This window comes from Fibrobacter sp. UWB2, from assembly GCF_002210425.1.
Taxonomy (GTDB): domain Bacteria; phylum Fibrobacterota; class Fibrobacteria; order Fibrobacterales; family Fibrobacteraceae; genus Fibrobacter; species Fibrobacter elongatus.
In genome coordinates this window covers 122,824-144,259 of sequence record NZ_MWQK01000006.1, presented here as the reverse complement: position 1 = coordinate 144,259, position 21,436 = coordinate 122,824, and the positions used below count along the sequence as shown (strand labels likewise).

The window sequence follows — 21,436 nt, the reverse complement described above, 5'->3', positions numbered from 1 at the left end:
TTCCCTCCCTATTTGCGATTCGTTCCAATCGACATAATATTGAACTCATACATCCCAGGTGCTGACTGCATCTTGAAATTCACCTTCGCCAAATGCTTGGACGCCAACACACCAGCGCTATCCAGCCATCCAGAAGTTTTTAGCCAATCCTGGTCTACATTAGGTGAAGATTTCGCCCACGAAGGCAATTTAAAATCACTCCATTCAAAGCATTTTTTGTTAAAGCTTGCAGACTTCGAAAGAGGCGCCGTCGGCAAAGCAAAGCCAAGCAAAAAGCTTAACGAATCACCCACATCCAGTTCAACATTAAGCGAAATAGTCGACGTATAGCTAACGCAAATTCCACCCCAATTCGAAACATCAATAGGGATAGATTTGCCCGCTCCATATTCATCAATCGCCAACGAAAATCCAATAACCACATACGGCTGGTAAGACAACGTTCCCTCATCCAAGACAGCCGTTCCGCAGACACCTCCGCAATGATCAATCAACGGTTCAATCGCACCTTCATTAAAGTCATCGCCAAAATTCACCGGCCAATACACATCGGACTTGCCCCCATCAATGGTATCAGTAGCCAAGAACCAGACCCCATATTTCACGTCATCCCTGCGCGATTCAACAAAGTTCCCGACATCAACATCTACAGTATACCCGTTCCACAAATCTCCATCGCCCGAAGGAAGCGTGCAACACGGGAAGAACGAAGAACTGCTCGAGTTGCTAACCGATGATGAGGACAAATTCATGCAGCTATCAACACGATCCAAAAGAACCTGCTTTCTGGCAAGTGCATTTTCTTCAACAATATCATCATATCGCGATTTCACAGACGCAAATTCTGGAGAATAACGGAACGAGCCGTCGGCGCATTGCATAATCTTGGGTTGCGCATTGTCGCAAGGCCGATTCTCCGTCGTGATGAGAGGCATTTCCAATGTAGAACGCATCCACATTGCATTGACGCATGTATTTTCTGCTAACAAGCTCTGCCCCCAAATTCCCCTAGCCTCATCAACCGCATTCAAATGCCCTAAACGGGTACCTTCATAGGCAGCATTGGAATCCGCATAATTGCACTCGCAGAAATGTTCAACAACAGTCGGAGTAAGGCAGGATTCATCAACTACCGGGAGGCTTTCACCATCCAGCGCTTTTCGACCATTCGCAGTAGCAAAGCGCCCGAATCGAACAATCTTAAAAGACAAAGTCGACTTATCGTAATAGCCGTTTATCTTAAAGTGGACTCCAACTAAATGCTTTACCGCATTTTCAACGCTAACGGCAGGCTCACCATCACGTACAACGTTTTTGGCATAATTCGCAAAATCGGCCCACGCAAAGCATTCTTCACGATAGTCCGAGTCGTTCAATTTTTCATTGACCGTAGTTCTATTCAGTATTACTCTATAAATTTCATCACCCAACAAAGCATCGACAGAATCGCTAAAATCAAGAGACATCGTGATTAAGCCGTTTGACGCATAGCCCACACAAAAACCGCCTAACCCACTAGCGTCAACTTGATCAAATCGCCCAGATGCGTTTTTACCTGCCATGCTAAAAGCGATATCAACGGACGCAGGCTTTTCCACACTCATAAATTCATAGTCAAAACCATTTACGCCATCAACCGCATTAAAACGCGCCTTGCCGCAAATAGAACCACCGCAAAGTTCAATCACATCGCTCATGGCCAAAGAATCGTAATCTTGTCGAGCAGTTCCCGTCCATAAAACACTTGGAATCAGAACTTCGTTTGTATCCAACGTCCAATACCAAATACCAGACGTATTCGTTCCGTTATCAAAACCAGTATGGACGCGGTTTCCAGATTCCGGATTCCACATTTCTGCAAACCAGTCGCAACCGGCAGGCGCATTTTCCATTTCAGACAAGCGACATAGTCTTGGTTGACCATCCCTTGGGAAAGTCCCGCTGCTCGACGAATAACTTGACGAGCTAAGCGCAATCGTATTCGGTTCCACCGATGTCCCAGAGACACTATCGTCCGAACAGGCTGCAGCCCACAACGCTAGCGCCACAGCACCGCACGCCGCATAAAGTTTATTCTCCATTTTACGCCTCCTCTTTTTTCACAATTTCCTTTGACAGCGGAAACAGCTGTAAATTCAATCTGTAAACTTGCGTGATATCGCTACACTCATTTGCAATTTCAGTAATCTTTTTGCGGCACTCGTCAAGCACTGCGACAATTTTTTCGTACGCCTCACGATTCACACCCATCGTAATTCCCGTAACGTTTCGCACGTCCGGCGTAAAGCGGTTCAGAGAATCTACCGCCAAATTTCCCATGGCACGATGCATGGAGCGGATGGCAAGCGGCAATCCTTCCTTGGAGCCTTCCACAGACTTTTCAGTTTGTTCGTAAACATTCTCGCGAACTTGTTTCAGGAATCCTGCACGTTCCAGGAAAGAGAGCGACTTGCGGACATCTAGCGCCGAAACATCTTGCGCACAGGCCTTTGCAATATCGCCCGGCATCGCTCCCGGCATCAAAGGCGCCAACTCTCGCACCACCGGATTTTTCCAGGTATCGTAATACTCAAACGCATCTTTATCTACAATGCGGACCTTATGGGCCAAAGATATCGAATGCATTTGTTCCAAGAACGTTTTCTTTTGTTCGTCATTCTTGGCATTACCAAACAGCACCATCGTTTCAAAATATTCGACCTCGTAACCCACAAGCCCAATTGCCTGGGCCACACGCCCCATGGTCACCTTGCTCAATTTCGTCCTGCCCTCGCAAACCATCTTGAGGTACGACGGCGAGACAAAACCCGCAATTTTGGCAAACTCGCGCCACGAGAACGCAGAAGTTCTCTTACGTTCTTCATAGTAGTCGCTCAAAAAAGCGTGGTAGTCCTGATATTCAACAATCGGCTTCATACTTATAAATATACCTTTCCGACTATTTCCACGTCAATATTTCATAGTACAATTTCTTTAAAATTCTTCAATTTTAAGCAATTTTATTTAATATAAAAACGCAATTTTATACCATATAGTACACACTGTACTGTATACAAAAATCGCCGCAGTTTTACCCGCGGCGACTTTTAAAAAGCGACTAGAATCGCGAGCGCGAAATGCGCCGATTACCAGATCTTGTCGAACTTCTTCTTGCTCTTTTCTTCGTCCTTCTTTTCCTGAACGATGGCGTCGATGACAGCGGCAACGGTCAAGTTGAAGATATCGTGGACAGAAGCGTCGGAGTCGGTGAAGTGAACCGGCTTGTTCAAGCCCATCTGCACAGGACCGATGGATTCGCCAACGCCCATTTCCAAGAGCATCTTGCAAGTGGTATTTGCAGAAGATAGGCACGGGAAGATAAGCGTGTTCACGGTCTGGCCCTTGATCTTGTTGAACGGATACTTCGTATCGCGAAGATCCTTGTCAAGAGCCACGTTCACCTGCATTTCGCCATCGAGAACGTAATCCGGATACTGTTCGTGAATCGTCTTCACGGCTTCGCGGACCTTGTTCACAGTGCCGCGAGCAGCTTCCTTGTCGCTACCGAAGTTTGCGTAGCTAAGCATTGCCATCACCGGTTCGTGAGCGAAGAAGCGGACAGCATCGTGCGTGAGTTTCACGATATCGACGAGCGTTTCGGCATCCGGATCGCGGTTCACGAGCGTATCGGCCAAGAAGAACGTACCCTTCTTAGTGCTGAGGATATGCATAGCGCCAAAGTGCTTGTATTCCGGACGAATACCGATAATTTCCTTAGCAAGTTCAATCGTTTCGGAATACTTGGAATAGCCACCGGAAATGAGCGCATCGGCATCGCCGACCTTCACCATCATCATACCGAAGTGGTTCGGTTCAAACATATCGTCACGAGCTTCTTCGAAGGTCACGCCATTGCGGCCGTTTTCTTCAGCGTAGATAGCGGCGTAGTTGCGGCGACGTTCGAATTCTTCCGGAGAACGCGGGTTCACAATCTTGATGCCCGTGAGGTCGAGCTGTTCGCGCTGGGCAATCATCTGGATGCGTTCCGGGTTGCCAAGCATAATCGGGTGTGCAATGCCTTCGGCCTGAGCCTGGACAGCAGCCTTGAGCATATTGAGGTTGCTTTCGGCAAACACGACGCGCTTCGGGTTGCTGCGAGCGGTATCGCTGAACTGACGGATGAGCTTGTTGTCATAACCCATCATGTCGCGGAGGCGATCGTAGTAAGCATCCCAATCGGTAATCGGCTTGCGAGCCACACCACTTTCGATAGCAGCCTTAGCCACAGCGATAGAAACTTCCGTGAGGAGGCGCGGGTCAAGCGGCTTCGGAATCAAGTATTCCTTACCGAACGTGAAGCGCTGTGCATTGTATGCAATGTTCACCACATCCGGAACCGGCTTGTGAGCGAGAGCGGCAATCGCGCGGACAGCGGCGTGCTTCATGTGTTCGTTAATCGTCGTTGCACGCACGTCGAGAGCGCCACGGAAAATGTACGGGAAACCGATAACGTTGTTCACCTGGTTCGGATAGTCGCTACGGCCCGTTGCAAAGATGAGGTCGCCACGGCTTGCCATAGCTTCTTCGTAGCTGATTTCCGGAGTCGGGTTTGCAAGAGCAAAGACAATCGGCTGGTCGGCCATGCTGCGGACCATTTCGCGAGTGAGGATGTTACCCTTGGAGAGGCCAACGAACACGTCTGCGCCCTTCATGGCATCTTCGAGAGTTTCGATGTCGGTGCGTTCCGTAGCAAAGAAAGCCTTTGCTTCGGTGAGGCCCTTGCGGTCCTTGCGGATAACGCCCTTGCTATCGCACATCACAAGATTTTCTTTCTTGAGACCGAGAGACAGATAAAGTCTCGTGCAAGCGCAAGCGGCAGCGCCTGCGCCGTTCACAACCATCTTTACGTTGCGAATGCTCTTGCCAGCAACTTCGATAGCGTTCAAGAGGCCTGCAGAAGAAATGATAGCCGTACCATGCTGGTCATCGTGCATCACCGGAATATCAAGCTCAGCCTTGAGCGTGTCTTCGATTTCAAAGCATTCCGGAGCCTTAATGTCTTCGAGGTTGATGCCACCAAACGTCGGGGCAATGCCCTTCACGATTTCGATAAACTTTTTCGGATCCTTTTCGTTGATTTCGATGTCGAACACGTCAATGCCCGCATAAATCTTGAAAAGCAAGGCCTTGCCTTCCATCACCGGCTTACCAGCGAGTGCGCCAATATCGCCGAGACCAAGCACAGCCGTACCGTTACTAATCACAGCGACGAGGTTGCCCTTGCCCGTGTATTCGTAAGCGAGGTTCTGGTCTTTTTCGATTTCAAGACACGGTGAAGCCACGCCCGGCGTGTATGCAAGGCCCAAGTCCGTCTGTGTGCTGTGCGGCTTGGTAGGCACGATTTCGATCTTGCCCGGCTTGCCCATGGAATGGTATTGGAGAGCCATTTCCTTTAAGTCTTTTCCCATTTCGTTCTCCTGTGAGTCATAACATTATTTTCGCGCAAAATTTAGAAAAATTTACACAACAATAAAAGGGTGCCAAAAATGTGTTTTTTGTTACATTTTTACCCAAAATTGCTATAGTTAAGCCGCAAATAATACTTTTAGCTCCCATACGACGCGCGTATTACAAAAAATGAAACAAAACATCAAACAGACAGTCCTCGAAAACGGAATTACCATCTTAACAGATTACATGCCGCACGCCTATTCGGCAGCCGTCGGTGTTTGGGTCCCGCGCGGGAGCCGTCACGAAGCAAGCGATGAATTCGGACTCAGCCATTTTTACGAGCACCTCGTTTTCAAGGGAACAGAGAACCGCACTGCGCTTGAAATTGCGCACGCCATCGAAGACCGCGGCGGGAATCTCGAAGCGTACACGACCCGCCAGGAGACAGGCTTTTATGCGCAAGTCGAAAGCAGCGACATGCCGCTTGCCATTGACGTGATTTCGGACATGCTCATGCACCCGCGCTTCGACAAGAAAGAAATGGAAAAGGAGCGCCACGTCATCATCGAGGAAGTCCACAGCTACGATGACATTCCCGAAGAACTCGTAGGTGACATCTTTAACGCCATTCATTTCAGGGGCTGCGGCATCGCGCATTCCATCACCGGGAACGTCAAGCAAGTCCAGTCCCTCACGCGCAAGCAAATGCTCAAGTACGGGCATCAAGTCACCGACGAAATTCCGCTCTACGTTTGCGCTTCGGGTAAAGTCAAGCACGAAGAACTCGTAGAACTTTGTGCTAAAAAATTTGAACAAAAAAAGATCAACGGAACAACCCCCGAAGATATCTATACGCCGAATCAAGGTATCAAGATTGTACAGAAAAGCGACATCACACAATCGAACCTTTTCTGGGGTTTGAGTTTCGACCGTTCGCTGATGAGCGACCGCGACCGTTGTGCATTCTCGCTTTTCAACGTTGCGATGGGTGCCGGCATGGCATCGCGCCTGTTCCAAAAAATTCGCGAAGACAAAGGCCTCGCCTACTCCGTGTATTCCACCGCAGACCTTTACAAGGACTGCGTGGACTGGGGCATTTCGCTTGCAACCGAGCCGCACCAGCTCAAGACCGCCCTTGCGCTTTCTATCGCCGAAGTCAAGAAGTTCCTGCGTCACGGGTTCATCAAGGATGAACTCGAACGCACCAAGACGAACATTCTCGGCGGGCTCCACCTCGGTGCAGACAGTCCCGAAAAGCGCGTAATCCGCATGGCGGAACAGACGCTCCACCTCGGCGAGTTCCACACCATGGAATACGCCGAAAAGCAAATACGTTCCATCACCGAAGACGAAGTCCTCGCAACCGTCAACCGCTTGCTCAGTACGGCAAAATATTCCATCGCTATAGTCGAACCCAAGAGCAAAAAGAAGACCGTCCTCGACATAGATTTGTTCTAGCACGTGTCACCCCGGACTCCGTTCCGGGGACGGTATTTTCAACGCAAATACAAAAAGTACCCCGCGTTTTCGCTAAGTCAGGACTTAAGCAGCCTTCACGATTTCGACGACCTTAGCAAATGCTGCCGGATCGGCGACGGCGGGACACGACCGCATGCTCATTGATCAAAAAACGAGACTCCGACCATTCGCATGCTCTCGCCTACATCGCCAGCTTACGCCTGGCGACTCCGGCTCACACTTGGCCATCGCCTTAAATGTAAAAAACGCCCCACTCGCAAGGAGCAGGGCGAATTTCTCGCGTTTTCGCTAAGTCAGAACTTAAGCAGCCTTCACGATTTCGACGACCTTAGCAAATGCTGCCGGATCGGCGACGGCCAAGTCAGCGAGAACCTTGCGGTTCATGTTGATGTTAGCCTTGGAAAGCTTGTAAATGAACTGGCTATAGCTGATGCCGAATTCACGAACAGCAGCGTTCAAGCGAGTGATCCACAGAGAGCGGAAATCACCCTTCTTGTCGCGGCGGTGTGCATAGGCATACTGACCAGCGTGGGCAACGGCGTCAATAGCAAGGCGAAGGTTCGACTTGCGGCGGCCATAGTAACCCTTGGCGGCCTTGAGGATTTTTTTGCGGCGTTCGCGGGAAGGAACTCTAGTTTTTGCGCGTGGCATTCTTACTCTCCTTATGCTACGACAAGCAGACGCTTGACATGATAGGTATCGACTTTCTTAACGAGAGCGCCCTTACGAAGGTTACGCTTACGCTTAGTGTTCATCTTAGCTTGAATGTGGCGCATACCAGCGCGCTTGAACTTGACATGGCCGGAACCAGTCACGCGGAAGCGCTTCTTAGCACCGCTGTGAGTTTTCATCTTAGGCATTTTTACCTCGTAGGTTAATAGTTAAGCCTCACCTGCTGCCTTTGGCTCGGTTACGGGCTTCGGTGCCTGGTCTTGTTTCTTACCGGCACCACGTTTTGGACCGTAGATAGAAAGCATTGTGTTGCCTTCCACCCGCGAATCCATTTCCAAATCGCCAAACGGGGCCAAGTCTTCCTTGGCGCGTTCCATAAGGCGCTTGCCGTAGTCCATGTGCGCCATTTCGCGTCCACGGAACTGCATGATAAGCTTCACCTTCATACCGTCCTGCAAGAACTCGCCAGCCTGCTTGATGCGGTACTGGTAGTCGTTCTCGGCAGTCTTCGGGTGCATCTTGATTTCCTTGAGCTTCACCACGTGCTGCTTGGCCTTTGCGGCCTTAGCCTTCTTCAGTTGTTCGAACTTGTACTTGCCGTAGTTGATGATGCGGCAGACAGGCGGCTTAGCATTCGGGGAGACTTCCACAAGGTCCAGTCCGGCGTCTTTCGCCATCTGCAATGCCTTGCTCGTCTCGATGATGATAGCTTCGCCATCTTCTTTCACGAGACGAATCGGAGAGATATGGATATCTTCGTTGATACGGGTCCCATCGCTGGGACGGTTGGGCATGCGACGATCGCGCGGATTAGGGAACAAGTATGCTACCTCTGATATGATTGTTTTGTTAATGCGAGCGTAAATTTAGAATTTTTTTCATATTTTTCCAACAACTTTTTTTAAGAACCCCTTTAAAAAGCGCAATATTTTTGTATAATTGTCCATGCTCGCGGCGGTAGCTCAATGGTAGAGCCTTAGCCTTCCAAGCTAATGGTTGCCGGTTCGATCCCGGTCCGCCGCTCTTAGACCTCCCTTTGGGAGGTCTTTTTTTTGCACCAACCTCTCTCACGAGAGGTCTTTTTTTTTGTTTTTCAACAGCATTTTTAGCAAGTCACTTGTTTTGAGGGTTTCCTACACCTTTCAAAATCTCAAGCACCCCTCTTGAATATGGTGTTGCAGGAACCGCCTCCAGTGCATCCCCTAGAGTGCAGGAACACCTCTTATGCTTTTTTAGTTCGTCTTGAGACGGCATTCTCACACCCACGGCATCGTACATATCCTTGGACAGAGTCGCCCAATCGCCATAGCTAGAATCAGTGTCATTCAACAATCCAAACGTCAAAAACGAGAATCCAATATTTTTAGCCGCTTGCACCAACGGCTTATAAGAACGAAGCCACTGGAGGAATTCTTCACGATTACCATTTGGTTCCAACACAAAAAGAATATCATTCGTATCAGGACGGTCTTCGGCGTTCTTGCGATATTCAACCAAATTCCAGGCAACTTCATCAAGAGCAGACAACGGAGCCACAACAACATTGTCGCTACGGAGTTTCAACTTTTTCTTCAATGGAGGCGGCATTATTCCACCTTCTCCAAGCCCAACAGCATTATACATCTTATGGTTCTTATCAACGATTACGCTATCAAGCACACCATTCTTTTCAGAGTACAACGCCCACATAATGCGTCCAGGATCATCAGCGCTTTCGCGATGGAGCGTCACATAGCGCTTTCCATATCGGTCAGACAATGTTGTATAAAAAATATTAGGCGAAAAACCGCCCTTAGCGCCAACGACCATAAAATCCTTTGCAATCATTACAGAAAGATCAAGGGTATGGCAGTCCGCCCAACAAAGTGTCGAACAAGCCATAACCAACGCCATTAGGACTTTTGAAATTTTTCGCAACACCATCAAGAGCACACTTTCGTCTTCCTGTCGTTGCCGCCACCGTCCCTGCAGGTGGCTTTCGCCGCACTATAAGCCATCTCCACTCCGACTTCAGATTCCATATTGTACATGGAATAAGTCTTGGTATCGGTTGAACCATGAGCGTCCTTGATGGTCACAATCAGGTCTCGGCCATCAGCCTTGTAGGTGTATTCGGCATCGTCACCGAACGCGTCCTTACGCACAAAGTGCCAAGTGTTCACGTCGGACTTGACCATAGCATCGCAAGCCGGCAGTTCAATGCAAGTTTTAGCAACACCCTCTGTTTCTAGCGACGGCGAAGGTTCATCTGCCTGAGTGGCAGAATTACCATCATCGCAAGCTACAAAGACCAACGCCAAAGAAACAACAGACAAACTAAAATAATTCATACTACTCCTTTTGATTAATACCAGCCCTGGCTAGCGCCATACCACGCATCTTCGGCCGGTCCCTGATTGACCGGGGCTTTTTTAGCAGGCTTACCATCATCGGCAAACGTAAACGGAATCGTAACGGTACAATTCTTATAATCCCCCGCATCAAATTTCCACTGCAAAATATCATTCAGCACGGCCTTTTCAAATTCAGGAAAATTCGTGGTTGCACTGACAATTTCTCCCGTTTCTATATTGCCATCCGGGAGTATTTTAAACTTCACCGTAATCTTGCCTTCAAAACCTGGATTTGTCCGCAAGAAATTATTGTACAAAGGTTTCAGACGATTCGGGGTATTAGCCCTGACAACCTCCATGATCTTTTCGGAGGAACGTCCTTGAGCACTCGATGTATCCTTTGGAGCTTCAGCCACCTTACTTTCAGAAGCAGACTCATCATGCGGCGTTGCAGTTGTTGGTACAGGTTCACTTACTGGTTGCTGCGAATTACCGGCACAAGCCGCAAGGATACCAGCGACAATAATTACGGCAAATTTCAAGAAAAAAGGCGTTTTCATAAGATTCTCCAACTCATTTTATGCCAAAATTTTTGGGCTACCAGTAGATAATATAAATATCCACTTTAAACTTTCCGGGAACTTTTTAAATTTGAGGTTAGAAAAAGAGGATTTCATGTTTTTTGAACAAGCAATAGCCCATAACCTCCCGAATTATACGAAGGAATCGGATTCCGCCTACGGCGAGACCCTCGCTCCGCTCGATTACAAGGACGAACTTAAGGTCAAGAACGAAGCCATCCGCGAATTTTGGGAAGTCAACCGCCTTGCACGCGGTCCGCAGCCGATTGTGGCTAGTCCCATGCCGCGCAATTATCGCACGACGTCCAAGCGCCAAGTTGAAATGAAGCCGGGCGACCTCCGCTTTAACGAATACGATAGCATCTTGGAGCCCGAAGAACACAACGCTATTTACCGTCTGCTGTTCGACAAGCTCATCACGCCGGCATACAAGCCGCTCGCTTACGCGCTCAACTGGCTCATCATCCGCGGCACGTACAAGTACCGCATCGTGATTTTCAACGTGAAAAAGCTGGACGCAAGCATCGTGCGCAAGCTCAAGCAGATTTCCGAAGTCTTGCAGCAGAGCCCGTACCACGTGACCGCAGCACATGCCTACGTGGACCCGACTGGTTCCAACTACTATCTCGAAGCAAAGCGCCCGACAGACACGCTCAACTTCAAGCAACTTTACGGCCCGCGCGAACTCTCGCTTGACCTCGGCCATTTCAGGCTCAAGTACCCGGTAACGGGATTCAGCCAGATCAATGAAAGCCAGATCCACAACCTCATCAAGTCCGCAAGCCGCTTGCTTGGTCTTGAAAAGGGCGACCATTTCTTAGATCTTTACTGCGGTTACGGTCTCTTCAGCTTTGCTCTCGGTGAAGCCGCCAAGTCCGTTCTCGGTGTGGAATGGGAAGGTCCGTCCATCGACTGTGCGAAGGCTTCTGCAAGATTCTTGAAGAAGAACTACAAGTTCATCGCCGGCAAGATTGACGAGACGTTTGTGCAAATGAGACTTCCGCGGCCGATCCCTGGCGAACCGGAACGCATTTTGTTGGACCCGCCGCGCAAGGGAACTGAACCGGGCGTCATCCGCGCTCTCGCGATGCGTAAGCCTGTGCGCGTGCTCCACATTTTCTGCGGCACCGACGAAATCCCAGCAGCTCTCGCCGAATGGGAACGTTACGGCTACCGCGTCAAGGAAGTGCTGCCGATGGACCTGTTCCCCGGCACGCCGCACCTCGAAACGCTCGTCGCACTTGAGAAAAAGTAATAGGTACCGCGTCCTATTTCAATTTCTTCAGGAAGGCATCAAGCCTTACACTGAACTGAGCCGCCCCTAGATAGCTCACATGATTCGGATTATTGGCCATCTCGTCTGAATAGTCGTGATGGCCATCTTTATATTCATCGAAAATCTCGATGCCCATATTTTTCACCGCATCAATAATCTTATGCGCATCATCCCAACTCGGGCCATACGGGTCGAACGCCTCTGTATCCTTGTAACCCGGGTTGCGTGGCGGAATCGCGGCAATCAGCTTGACGCCCTTCGAATCTGTAAACTTTTTCAGCGCCTTAATCTTTTCCAAGTTCTCTTGCAAGGACGGCGAATCGAACGGCAACAGAGAAAGATCCACATTCACAATCGGCACGCCCCACTCGCCCACCGGCAACAGGAATGTTCCTTCTAAATACTGCTGTCCAAGCAACACCTGCGGGAATTGCTGTTCCTGACTGAGCGCCGCAATTTCATTTTTCGTAGCGTTTGACAAGTGATTTTCGTCATAGCGGATGCCCGGAGAATTTTCAAGAACCGGCCCCGTCATTTCATTGTAGGTCCTGTAAAGGAATCCCGGCGAAAGTTCAATCACAACGTACTTGAGTTTCGGTGCATACGGGATTGCATAATTACGAATCAGGTAATCAAACAGGTGGATATCAGACAAAGTCACACCCATGTTAATCACCTTGTAAGATTTGATGGAATCTTCAATCACGGCGTTCAAAAGCATCGAGCTACCGAAAGTCGCAACTTCAATTTTGTCGCTCTGATTCCAGAACGATTGCAACCTCATGCCCAGCTCAACCACCGCAAACGGGTACGGGCTCGGTGCATTGTTGTCGTAATACGCACCGGCACTATCCACATCCACGGTCGGCTTCGGGTGGTCTTCACCATCTTGCCAAACCCACAAGCACGGGTGCCAAAGTTCCTCGCCTTCCACAAGCGGAGTCACGTCACCATTGTCCAAGTTCACAAGCGCCAGCTGGCGATGCGCCCCATTGTAATCCGTAAGGCTTGCGACAATCAAATTGCTCGGTTCACCGTTCAACATACCTACAGCCCATTCGGTATGGTCAAACGTGTATTTCGCAGGAGACGCCACCGTGCGCACCAAATGCCCCGTGCTATCCGCTACGAGAATTCGTTCGTGAACGCCATAATTCACGCCCACAAAATCGCGTCCACGCGTACCACCAAAATCAAGGAACAGCGTACGCTTCGTTCCGTCCTTCGTCAGAGACGCATTGCACGCCTGTTCGCCATTGTACCAAATCACATCTGTACCCGTAAGCACATCAGTCAAATGCGCACGCAACAACGTCGAAGAAGAAATTCCAAAGCTATTATCCTTTTCGACACCGCCATGGTAAGCGCCGTCAAAAAGCTTTTGCGGCGTTCCAAATTTGCCCTTCGAGAACTTGACTTGCCACGTGCTCTCCTTCATAAATTCTTCGCCTTTATTGTTCCTTGCCGAAGTCACGTACACAATCACGGTATCGCCATTCGGGTTCACACGCCAGCGCGGGACCGCCGCATTTTCCACCGGCAACTTCACTAGGTTGCTTCCCGATTCATTCAAGTCGCGGACATAGACTTCAGATTCCTTCAGCACGCCTTCCATCGACGTGCAGAAAGCCACATGCTTACCATCCGGAGAAATATCCGGGTGATAGACATCTATTTTATCTTCAATTTCAACAACCTTCGCCGTTTTAGCAAAGTCCACATAAGCCAAGTTCCCGCTGATGTCATTTCGGAACGCAAGCTTTACATTATAAGAACTTGTAAGCTGTCGCAGTTCAGACGGCTGGATTAGCGGCGTAATCGGAGCAGACACGGTGCTTCCGTTATCCGTAAACCACGTTGCATCCGGGATTTCACCACTCACCAAGCGGAACCCGATGTAATCACCCTTTGTCGAACTCAAGATAGGATAAGTATCTCCCCTGCTATACAAATACATCGCCGTCGGGGAGCTCAAGTAGCTACCGCCCTTCACCACGCAAGAACCAATGGCATCGCCATCAATCGAGCCCACAAAATTGGATACAGTCGTATCCCTAAAAGTGGCATAGCGGTCATTTACAAGTTCGAGCATGTTCCCCGCCATGTCGCAGATATTCCCTGCATTCTTGGAAGTACATACCTGATGCGCTGTCGAACCCGAGTTAGCCCCATTCCAGCTTTGTTCCGTTTTCCAGTTTTTCGACGCAACAAAAATCCATTCCGCTTCGGTCGGCAATCTAAAGCCTTTCTTCTGCGGATTGAACTTGTAACCTTTCATCTTGACACAATGCTTTTCGGAATCAAATTCGGCACTCGTATAATCATATGCCGTATCAAGCCCATGTTTTTTGCTCAAAGCATTTGCATACAAGACGGCATCGTAAAACGTCACGTTTGCAGCAGGCAAAGAATCCTGTTTGCAAGAGAGCTTCACACCCGTTTCTTTGCGCATCAAGTCATTGAAGTCTCTACAGATAACTTCGTGGCGACCGATATAAAAATCATAGGTAAACTCAGCAGTCATTTTCGGACGTTCCAACGTTTTGGCAGAAACGTCATCCGTCCCAAGCGTCGTCTTTTTGCCCTTAGCCTGCACATAGACAAAGCCGTCGACGTTCAGTTCGTCTTGCTCCGGCGCCACAGAATTATTGTCCCCTGAATGGCTATCGTCCGAACAGGATGTAGCAACCGCAATTGTCAAAAAAGACAACATTAAAATTCGAATAATTTTCTCCATACCCTCAATATACTATTTTTTGCTTACATGCTAACAAAATCCAACACGCCCGATAATACACTTTGGACCCGCACGTTCATTACAGTCGCTGCGGCGAACTTTTTGCTGTTCTTTAGCTTTTACCAGCTATTGCCGATTTTGCCGTTGTACATCATCGACAAGTTCCAGACAGACAACGCAACCGCAGGGTTCATCATTTCGCTCTACACGATTGGCGCGCTCGTCTGCAGGCCGTTTGCCGGATTTCTCGTCGATACGTTCAGCCGAAAGCCGCTATACTTTTGGACGTTTTTCGCATTTACGCTCTGCTTTTTAGGCTATAAGACGGTCGGACTATTGCCGATTCTAGCGGTCGTGCGTTTTGCACACGGGCTGTTCTTTGGCATTTCGAGTACCGCAAGTAATACGGTGGCTATTGATGCTCTGCCCGCAAGTCGCCGAGGCGAAGGCATCGGGTATTTCGGGATCAGCGTGAACTTGGCCTTCGCCACCGGTCCCATGACCGGAATGTTTCTTTACGAAGCATTCGGCGACGGGATCGTTTTTGCCATTTCTACAATCCTTTGCGTGATTGGACTTGTGCTTGTGCAGACGCTCAAGGTGAAGCCCCGTGAAAAGAAGGTCTGCGCCCCGCTTTCGCTCGACCGATTTTTCCTCACGCGCGCGGTTCCGCAATTTGCAAATTTCATCTTCGTCGGATTTGCGTACGGCCCGGTCACAAACTACATCGCCATTTACGCCAATGAACTTGGCATTGGCGGCACGGGCTGGTTCTACGCGCTCATCGCCACAGGCCTCATCTTGAACCGCATCATGACAGGCCGCTTGATTGACCGCGGTTATCTGATTCATCTTGTGGGTTCCGGAATGACGCTGATCGTCATCGCCTACTTTATCCTCGCCTTTAGCCACGGGCCCATTACGTTCTTCTTGTCTGCATTCCTTATCGGAACAAGCCTCGGACTTATCTTCCCCGGCTACCAGACTATGTGCGTGAACCTCGCCCGCCACGACCAGCGCGGCACGGCAAACAGCACCTACCTTTCGGGATGGGACATCGGCATTGGAACAGGAATTCTCGTAGGCGGCGCCATGGCGAACCACTTCGGGATGCACCAGCAAGTGTTCTTCGTCTGCGGCATCGCACTCGCTATCGCCGACGTCATGTTCCTCGCCTACACCTCAAGGCATTATTTGAAAAACAAGCTTGAGGGATAAGACTACGCCAAGCGCTTGTCTTCGTACATTCTCTTGTCGGCGTTGATCATGCTTTCCTTGAAGCTTTCAGGATTTCCATCCCAGCGGGCAAAGCCCATGCTCGCCTCAATCTTATAGGAGCGTGACACGCCCTGCTTTGCGACTTCTTCTTGCAAGCAACCGCGGACTTCCTTAACCACATCGTCCGGGACTTCCGTCTGCGCAATCATCAAGAACTCGTCGCCACCATAACGGCAGAGGAACATCGAAGATCCCAAGCGTTCACAAGCCTTCTTGAGCGCCTGCGAAACAATAATGAGCGCACGGTCTCCTTCGGCATGGCCGTAAGTATCGTTAATTTGCTTAAAGTGGTCCACGTCCACCATAATCACAAAAGAGTTCTTCTCTTCACGTGGCTGGTGCAAATAATCATGCAGACGATTGCGGTTATTGAGCATCGTCAATGAATCCGTCGAAATCAGCTGGTTTTGCATATGCAAATACGCAAACAAAATAATTGCGGTACACCAGAAGCAGAAAATCGGAGTCGTCAATGCAAAGAGAACCTGAGCACCGCCCGCCACCAACACACCCGGCGTATAACTCGCCACAATCAGATACGTTCCAAGATTAGCCCTGTTCAGCATAGTTCGCGTACGGAGCAATCCTCGAATAGTTCCCGCCATCCAATAAATTAACGGCAAGAATGCTAAGATGAAATAATAAAAGCCAATGGGTTCTAGCCGGTCATCAAGCCAAAAGTCGGGAGCAATCCAAAAAGAAATGAGCAACGCCACAAACTGCACGATAATCGGGATACGCAATTTGCACCGGAACCGTTCAATCTGCATGCGAGTCATTTCCGGGCGCGTGCTGATTTCAGCAAACATAAAACAGTTATACGCGACAACCGGCATAATAATGGCATTGAAATAATTCACCGCCAAGACAGTAAACGTATTTTTCGGGATAGTAGCATCGTTCACAAGCGCCCAAACAGAGTCACTTATGAAATAGACAATATGCCAAAGCACAAGCGTCTGGAAAAGTTCATACTTGACCTGCGGAGTCGGGAGTCTCTTGATACTGTACAAAAGCAGCAGCAGTATCACGACGCATCCCGCATTGACTTCGACATAAAATCCAAAAACGCTCATAGTTACAAAAATACTCTATTTCTATTACATTAGGACAAAAATCCCTGTTTATTCTCAAAAACATAATTTCCATCACAAAGCGAGTCCGAAAGCCGCAAACGTTGCATATACAACACAAGTACACAAATTTTTAATCAAAAACGCCATTTTAGCTCATTTTTGCAAATTTCCGTTTTATAAAAACATTGCTTTTCCGTAAAATTCAATTTATATTTAGGAGTGATGAAAGCAATTATCGAATACTCCGACTTCCGACAGTACATGCGCGACTTTTATGAAGAGCGCAAGCTCCGCCATGTTTTCTCGTGGCGTGAATTTTCCAAAGCCGCAGGCTTTACCTCATCTTCATACATGAAGGTCGTCTGCGACGGGAAAAGCAATTTAAGCCGTATCGGAGTCGAGCGCACCGGGCAAGCCATGGGGCTTGTCGGATTCGAGATGGACTACTTCAGGGCGATGGTGAACTTCGGCCAAGAAACGGACGAAGTGAAAAAGAAAGCCGCCTACGAAGAAATGCTCGAAATCGCAAGAGTCCACAAAGTCAGAGTCGTCGAAGGCGACCTGTTTGAATTTTACGAAAGCTGGCGAAACCCAGTCTTACGAGAACTCGCCCCGCTTATGCCAGGCGCCACTCCGGGTGAACTTGCCAAGATGTGCTACACGGACGTTTCCGCCGCAGACATCAAGCAGTCCCTTGATTTTTTGGTCAAGGCAGGGTTCCTCAAAAAAGAGGGAGAAAACACATACTCCCAGACAGAAACGTCCATCAAGGGTTCCCCCGAAGCAACTAAGCTTGCCATCCGCGATATGCACCGCGAAATGGCCAAAATCGCCGCCAATTCGCTCGACCTCGCCCGCACTGAGCGCAACTTCTCCGGTGTCACTATGGGCATATCCAAGGACTCTTACGAACAAATCGTCAAGGAGCTCGACGAATGCCGCCGCAAAATCGTGAGCATTGCCGCAGGCGACAAAAACATCGATCAAGTTTATAGACTAAATTTACAGTTATTCCCTCTCACAAGAAAGGCGAAGGAGAATGGCAATGACTAAGTTGTTCAATAAATTCTTGACTATATGCGTCGCGGCATTCTCCGCATTTAGCCTCTCGGCCTGTTCTGACAAAATAGCCGGAACTGCCGAAGAGCCAAACCAGTTCGCCTATGGGACGCAGTCAAGCAGTTCCACAGACCGCTCCATCGAATCGGATTCCGGCAAATCTCTAGAAACACCAAACGATTTTCCTATTATCACAAGTAGCGCCTCATCAGTCCCGTCACCAACCACAAATAATTCATCGTCGTCCCAATCGGAATACGACGGTTTTGTGCCAATCACGATAGACCCGACTCCCTCCTTATCCGATTCCGTTCCCGGAAATAGCGGAGCCGGCAGCAGTGGCGGCGCACCTAGTTTCGGCAACCCCGATTGTCATTGCCAAGGCGACGCAAAATGCTATTGCGGTTCAGACGGGGCGTCTGCATACACGCTTGACGACTATCTCAAAAATTACAATATCACCGATGTCTCTTACGACGACAACGTCCTCGGCTACAACGTGACTTTTAAAAGTTGCGACGCATCACAAGAAACATGTTTTGAAAGTCCAAGCATCGCAAAGCTGAGAGAACTCGGGCTGCACAAGCTTACCGCTGAAAACGCCAGTGGATTAGGCGTACTGTTTTTAAGAACAGCCATGAACATGGGCAACAAGCTCTATGAAAACAACGGAGCTGTTTCAAGAACTCAGGACGGGTGCCCGCTCTATGTACTAAACGTTATCGACACATCGCCCGCTGTACACGTGCTTACCAAGATTTCAAAGGACACCATCGCCATCACAGAAGTCCATGACAACTGTGCCTACGAAGCACGCCCGTTTGACATGCACGTCGGATTCCTGTTCGAATACTGCGGAGAGCTTTCAGAAAGTCCAAAAATCGACATAACATTCAAGCTCAACGAATCCATGAAGTGCGGTACAGTCGACTACGACGAGTACATCAGTAAAAAACTCAAATAGAAAAAAACATTTGTAGCGGTTTTGCGACCGTTTTTGCATAGCATTGGGATACGACGATATTTGTCGCATCCCAAATCTATATTGTAGCCATAAAAAATTACGGCAAAAAAAAAGCAACCGTTTCGTTTTACAGATTCGATAGGCAAAACGATATATAATTGCGGTTTTAGGTGTTTGCTATGAGAAAATTTGCCGTTTAAAGGAGGTTTTATGAGAGAAAATTACTTCGGTCGCGTTTTAAATTCCCTGAATACTGAGTGCACCCGCAAAAACTTTGAGCTCGATTTCGTAACGCTCAAGAGCTATGAATACTGGATTCGCATGATGCGGATTTGCAAGAGCTACCCCGATGCCGACGACTGCATCGCCATCATCTCCAAAGAACGTGCCTCCCGCGTGCTAAAAGACCTCTCTGAACATTTCGAAAAGCTCAACGCCGAAGAAGACAGCCTCCCGATTAACGCCAAGAAGCGCTTCATCAAGGAATCGAACGGCAATTATGCCGGCAAGAGACTCCGCTGCAACGAAGAGAGCGAAGAAATGAGCGTCGCCTACCAGCGCCGCCAAATGGCTGTCGTACGATTCAACGACGTCATTGACCGTTCCTGCTCCGTCCGCGAAATCACGGATTTCGTGCGCAATTACCTGTGCGGCGAAGGCATTTTTGACCAGCAATCGCAAAAGGTTTTCTACGATAGCATCGTCCGTGAACTGCTCGGCTTTCTGGAAGAGAACAAAGACGTGCACGACGCGTATTACAAGCGCCTTGAAATCGTGCAGAAGTCGTTCAACCTGACCGACGACGAAATGGAAATCATGATGTTCTCGTGGATTTTCTTCAACAAGGAACAATGCAGTTCGCTTTTGGAGATAATCGGTTCCCGCAGGTTCAGGGGAGCTGTGCTTCCGGACATTTTCCCTCAGCTTTATCCAGACGTTGATTTCGAAAACGCAGTCTCGAACAAGGGGACGCTCAAGCAGATGGGCATCCTTGACGAAGACCTCGACATTTCCAAGCGCATCGGCACGTTCCTCGATGGTCATTCCGGCAACGATCTGGACAGCCTCTATTTTAGAGTCTATGAAGGCGATTCCGTCCCGTTCAAGAAACTCTGCAACAATAACCCGAAAGTGGAATTGGCTTTCAACATGATCAAGCACGCCAAAGTCGGCGAAGGCTTGAACCTTTTCTTCTACGGTGTCGAAGGTACCGGCAAAACAGAACTCGCCAAAGCGATTGCAAAAAAGCTCAACCGCCCGCTCGTGCTCACAAACATCAGCATTGTCGGTGAACACCGCGAAAGCAAGGAAAACTCTGTCGTCCGCAGCCGCATGGGGAGCATCCTTTATGCAGCCACAAAATTCCAGAAAAAGAAGGCGATTCTCCTCGTGGATGAATCCGATGTCATTCTCAACTGTTGCGAAAAAGGCTCTCTGAATTTCTTCCTCGAACAGATCAAGGTTCCCGTCATCTGGATTTCGAATACCACGCGCTGGATTGAAAACAGCACGCTCCGCCGTTTCAATTACTCCATCCATTTCGACCGCCCCGATGCCGAAAAGCGTTTGCAAGTCTGGGAATCCGTTGTCAGCGAACACAGCGCATCATCCATTATCCCGCAAGAAGTCGTGAAGCGATTCTCCGAAGAATTGCAAATTACCGCAGGCGGCATCACGCAAGCTATCGTCGGCGCCAAAAAGCTCATGGAGTCCGGTTGCAAAATCGACCCCATCAAGGCCATCCGCACTATCGCCGAAGCGCAATCGGAACTTTTGGACTTGGACATGGTTTATGCCAACCGCGACAAGGAAAGCCGTTCGCCCACATACCTGCTCGACGCGTTGAACATCGATGTTGACATGAAAAACGTGCTAAAAGTCATGAGCGCGTTTGACGAAAAGTGGAAACAGATGCAAGACGGAGACCGCCCGGATAGCCTCAACATGCTCCTCTACGGCGCCCCCGGCACCGGCAAGACGGAATTCGCCAAGCACATCGCACGCACGCTCGGCCGCAAGCTCATCATCAAACGCACAAGCGACTTGCTGAACAGCTACGTCGGTGAAACAGAAAAGGCCATCCGCAAGATGTTCAAGGAAGCCGAAGAGTCTAAGGCCATTCTCTTCCTCGATGAAGCCGACAGTCTGATCCGTGACCGTAGCGGAGCATCGCACAACTGGGAAGTGACCCAGGTGAACGAAATGCTCACGCAGATGGAAAACTTCAAGGGCATCTTCATTGCAGCCACCAACTTCGAAGGCGAACTCGACACAGCATCGCGCAGACGCTTTGCGCTCAAAGTCAAATTCGGTTATCTCAAGTCCGAAGGCATCGAATCGCTGTGGCACGGATTCTTCCCGAACGTGCAAATGCCCGAAGCCGTGAAGAACCTCCGCATGCTCACCCCGGGCGACTTCAACGCTGTCTACAGCACGCTCCGATTCTACGACGCAAGCGAACTCACCGCCGACCGCATCATGAACGCACTCAAGTCCGAAATCGCCTACAAGGATAGCCGCGAAGGAAGAACGATGGGACTGTAGGGAGGGA

General features: G+C 49.3%; 17 protein-coding genes and 1 tRNA gene. 7 read left to right on the top strand and 11 right to left on the bottom strand.

The genetic code is table 11. The annotated features are described in order from the left end of the window. Positions 1–8 precede the first annotated feature (8 nt). The 3 genes from B7982_RS12720 to B7982_RS12710 form a co-directional block, all read right to left on the bottom strand. Positions 9–2,081 carry a hypothetical protein gene (locus B7982_RS12720; protein ID WP_088661071.1) on the bottom strand — a complete coding sequence of 691 codons (2,073 nt, stop codon included), beginning with the start codon at positions 2,079–2,081 and terminating at the stop codon, positions 9–11. A gap of 1 nt (position 2,082) precedes the next feature. Continuing rightward, positions 2,083–2,916 (bottom strand): TIGR02147 family protein, encoded by an 834-nt coding sequence (locus B7982_RS12715; protein ID WP_088661070.1) that lies wholly within the window; start codon positions 2,914–2,916, stop codon positions 2,083–2,085. A 209-nt stretch (positions 2,917–3,125) separates the two neighbouring features. Next, the gene (locus tag B7982_RS12710) at positions 3,126–5,447 is read right to left on the bottom strand and encodes an NADP-dependent malic enzyme (RefSeq protein ID WP_088661069.1); all 2,322 of its coding nucleotides are present in this window, start codon (positions 5,445–5,447) and stop codon (positions 3,126–3,128) included. Between the two features lie 169 nt (positions 5,448–5,616). Between B7982_RS12710 and B7982_RS12705 the strand changes: the two genes are divergently transcribed. Next, a complete protein-coding gene (locus B7982_RS12705) occupies positions 5,617–6,888 on the top strand; it encodes a pitrilysin family protein (RefSeq protein WP_088661068.1) in 1,272 nt (423 codons plus the stop codon). 321 nt (positions 6,889–7,209) lie between these two features. On the opposite strand, the gene rplT is transcribed toward B7982_RS12705, so the two are convergent. Genes rplT through infC form a run of 3 tightly spaced genes read right to left on the bottom strand, consistent with a single transcriptional unit; the run spans position 7,210 to position 8,375 of the window. Then, a complete protein-coding gene (gene rplT / locus B7982_RS12700) occupies positions 7,210–7,560 on the bottom strand; it encodes a 50S ribosomal protein L20 (protein WP_014545552.1) in 351 nt (116 codons plus the stop codon). Positions 7,561–7,571: 11 nt separating this feature from the next. Beyond that, entirely contained in the window at positions 7,572–7,769 is a 198-nt protein-coding gene (rpmI, locus tag B7982_RS12695; protein WP_014545553.1) for a 50S ribosomal protein L35, read from the bottom strand. Positions 7,770–7,790: 21 nt separating this feature from the next. Next, the gene (gene infC / locus B7982_RS12690; RefSeq protein WP_014545554.1) at positions 7,791–8,375 is read right to left on the bottom strand and encodes a translation initiation factor IF-3; all 585 of its coding nucleotides are present in this window, start codon (positions 8,373–8,375) and stop codon (positions 7,791–7,793) included. A gap of 157 nt (positions 8,376–8,532) precedes the next feature. Between infC and B7982_RS12685 the strand changes: the two genes are divergently transcribed. After that, positions 8,533–8,604: transfer RNA gene (locus B7982_RS12685), tRNA-Gly, on the top strand. A 90-nt stretch (positions 8,605–8,694) separates the two neighbouring features. Here B7982_RS12685 and B7982_RS12680 read toward each other — a convergent pair. The 3 genes from B7982_RS12680 to B7982_RS12670 are packed head-to-tail and all read right to left on the bottom strand — an operon-like array spanning position 8,695 to position 10,474. Continuing rightward, positions 8,695–9,462, bottom strand: coding sequence for a hypothetical protein (locus B7982_RS12680; protein WP_233138550.1), 768 nt, complete (start codon positions 9,460–9,462; stop codon positions 8,695–8,697). A gap of 41 nt (positions 9,463–9,503) precedes the next feature. After that, positions 9,504–9,911: a hypothetical protein gene (locus B7982_RS12675; protein ID WP_088661066.1), complete on the bottom strand. Its 408-nt coding sequence runs from the start codon at positions 9,909–9,911 to the stop codon at positions 9,504–9,506. A gap of 14 nt (positions 9,912–9,925) precedes the next feature. Next, entirely contained in the window at positions 9,926–10,474 is a 549-nt protein-coding gene (locus B7982_RS12670) for a TonB family protein (protein WP_088661065.1), read from the bottom strand. Between the two features lie 115 nt (positions 10,475–10,589). Between B7982_RS12670 and B7982_RS12665 the strand changes: the two genes are divergently transcribed. Then, the gene (locus B7982_RS12665) at positions 10,590–11,750 is read left to right on the top strand and encodes a class I SAM-dependent RNA methyltransferase (RefSeq protein ID WP_014545559.1); all 1,161 of its coding nucleotides are present in this window, start codon (positions 10,590–10,592) and stop codon (positions 11,748–11,750) included. Between the two features lie 13 nt (positions 11,751–11,763). On the opposite strand, the gene B7982_RS12660 is transcribed toward B7982_RS12665, so the two are convergent. After that, entirely contained in the window at positions 11,764–14,484 is a 2,721-nt protein-coding gene (locus B7982_RS12660; RefSeq protein WP_233138549.1) for a TIGR02171 family protein, read from the bottom strand. A gap of 51 nt (positions 14,485–14,535) precedes the next feature. On the opposite strand from B7982_RS12660, the gene B7982_RS12655 reads away from it, so the two are divergent. Next, a complete protein-coding gene (locus tag B7982_RS12655; protein WP_088661063.1) occupies positions 14,536–15,726 on the top strand; it encodes an MFS transporter in 1,191 nt (396 codons plus the stop codon). 2 nt (positions 15,727–15,728) lie between these two features. On the opposite strand, the gene B7982_RS15085 is transcribed toward B7982_RS12655, so the two are convergent. Continuing rightward, complete coding sequence (locus tag B7982_RS15085) at positions 15,729–16,862, bottom strand: GGDEF domain-containing protein (RefSeq protein WP_233138548.1); 1,134 nt, start codon at positions 16,860–16,862, stop codon at positions 15,729–15,731. 222 nt (positions 16,863–17,084) lie between these two features. Here B7982_RS15085 and B7982_RS12640 point away from each other — a divergent pair, with 222 nt between their 5' ends. From B7982_RS12640 to B7982_RS12630, 3 genes are all read left to right on the top strand, one after another. Next, on the top strand, positions 17,085–17,915 hold the full coding sequence (locus B7982_RS12640) for a TIGR02147 family protein (protein WP_088661062.1): 831 nt from the start codon (positions 17,085–17,087) through the stop codon (positions 17,913–17,915). After that, positions 17,908–18,885, top strand: a complete 978-nt coding sequence (locus B7982_RS12635; protein ID WP_233138547.1) for a hypothetical protein — start codon at positions 17,908–17,910, stop codon at positions 18,883–18,885. The genes B7982_RS12640 and B7982_RS12635 overlap by 8 nt, the downstream gene beginning before the upstream one ends. Before the next feature lie 210 nt (positions 18,886–19,095). Then, positions 19,096–21,429 carry an AAA family ATPase gene (locus tag B7982_RS12630; RefSeq protein WP_088661060.1) on the top strand — a complete coding sequence of 778 codons (2,334 nt, stop codon included), beginning with the start codon at positions 19,096–19,098 and terminating at the stop codon, positions 21,427–21,429. Positions 21,430–21,436 lie beyond the last annotated feature (7 nt).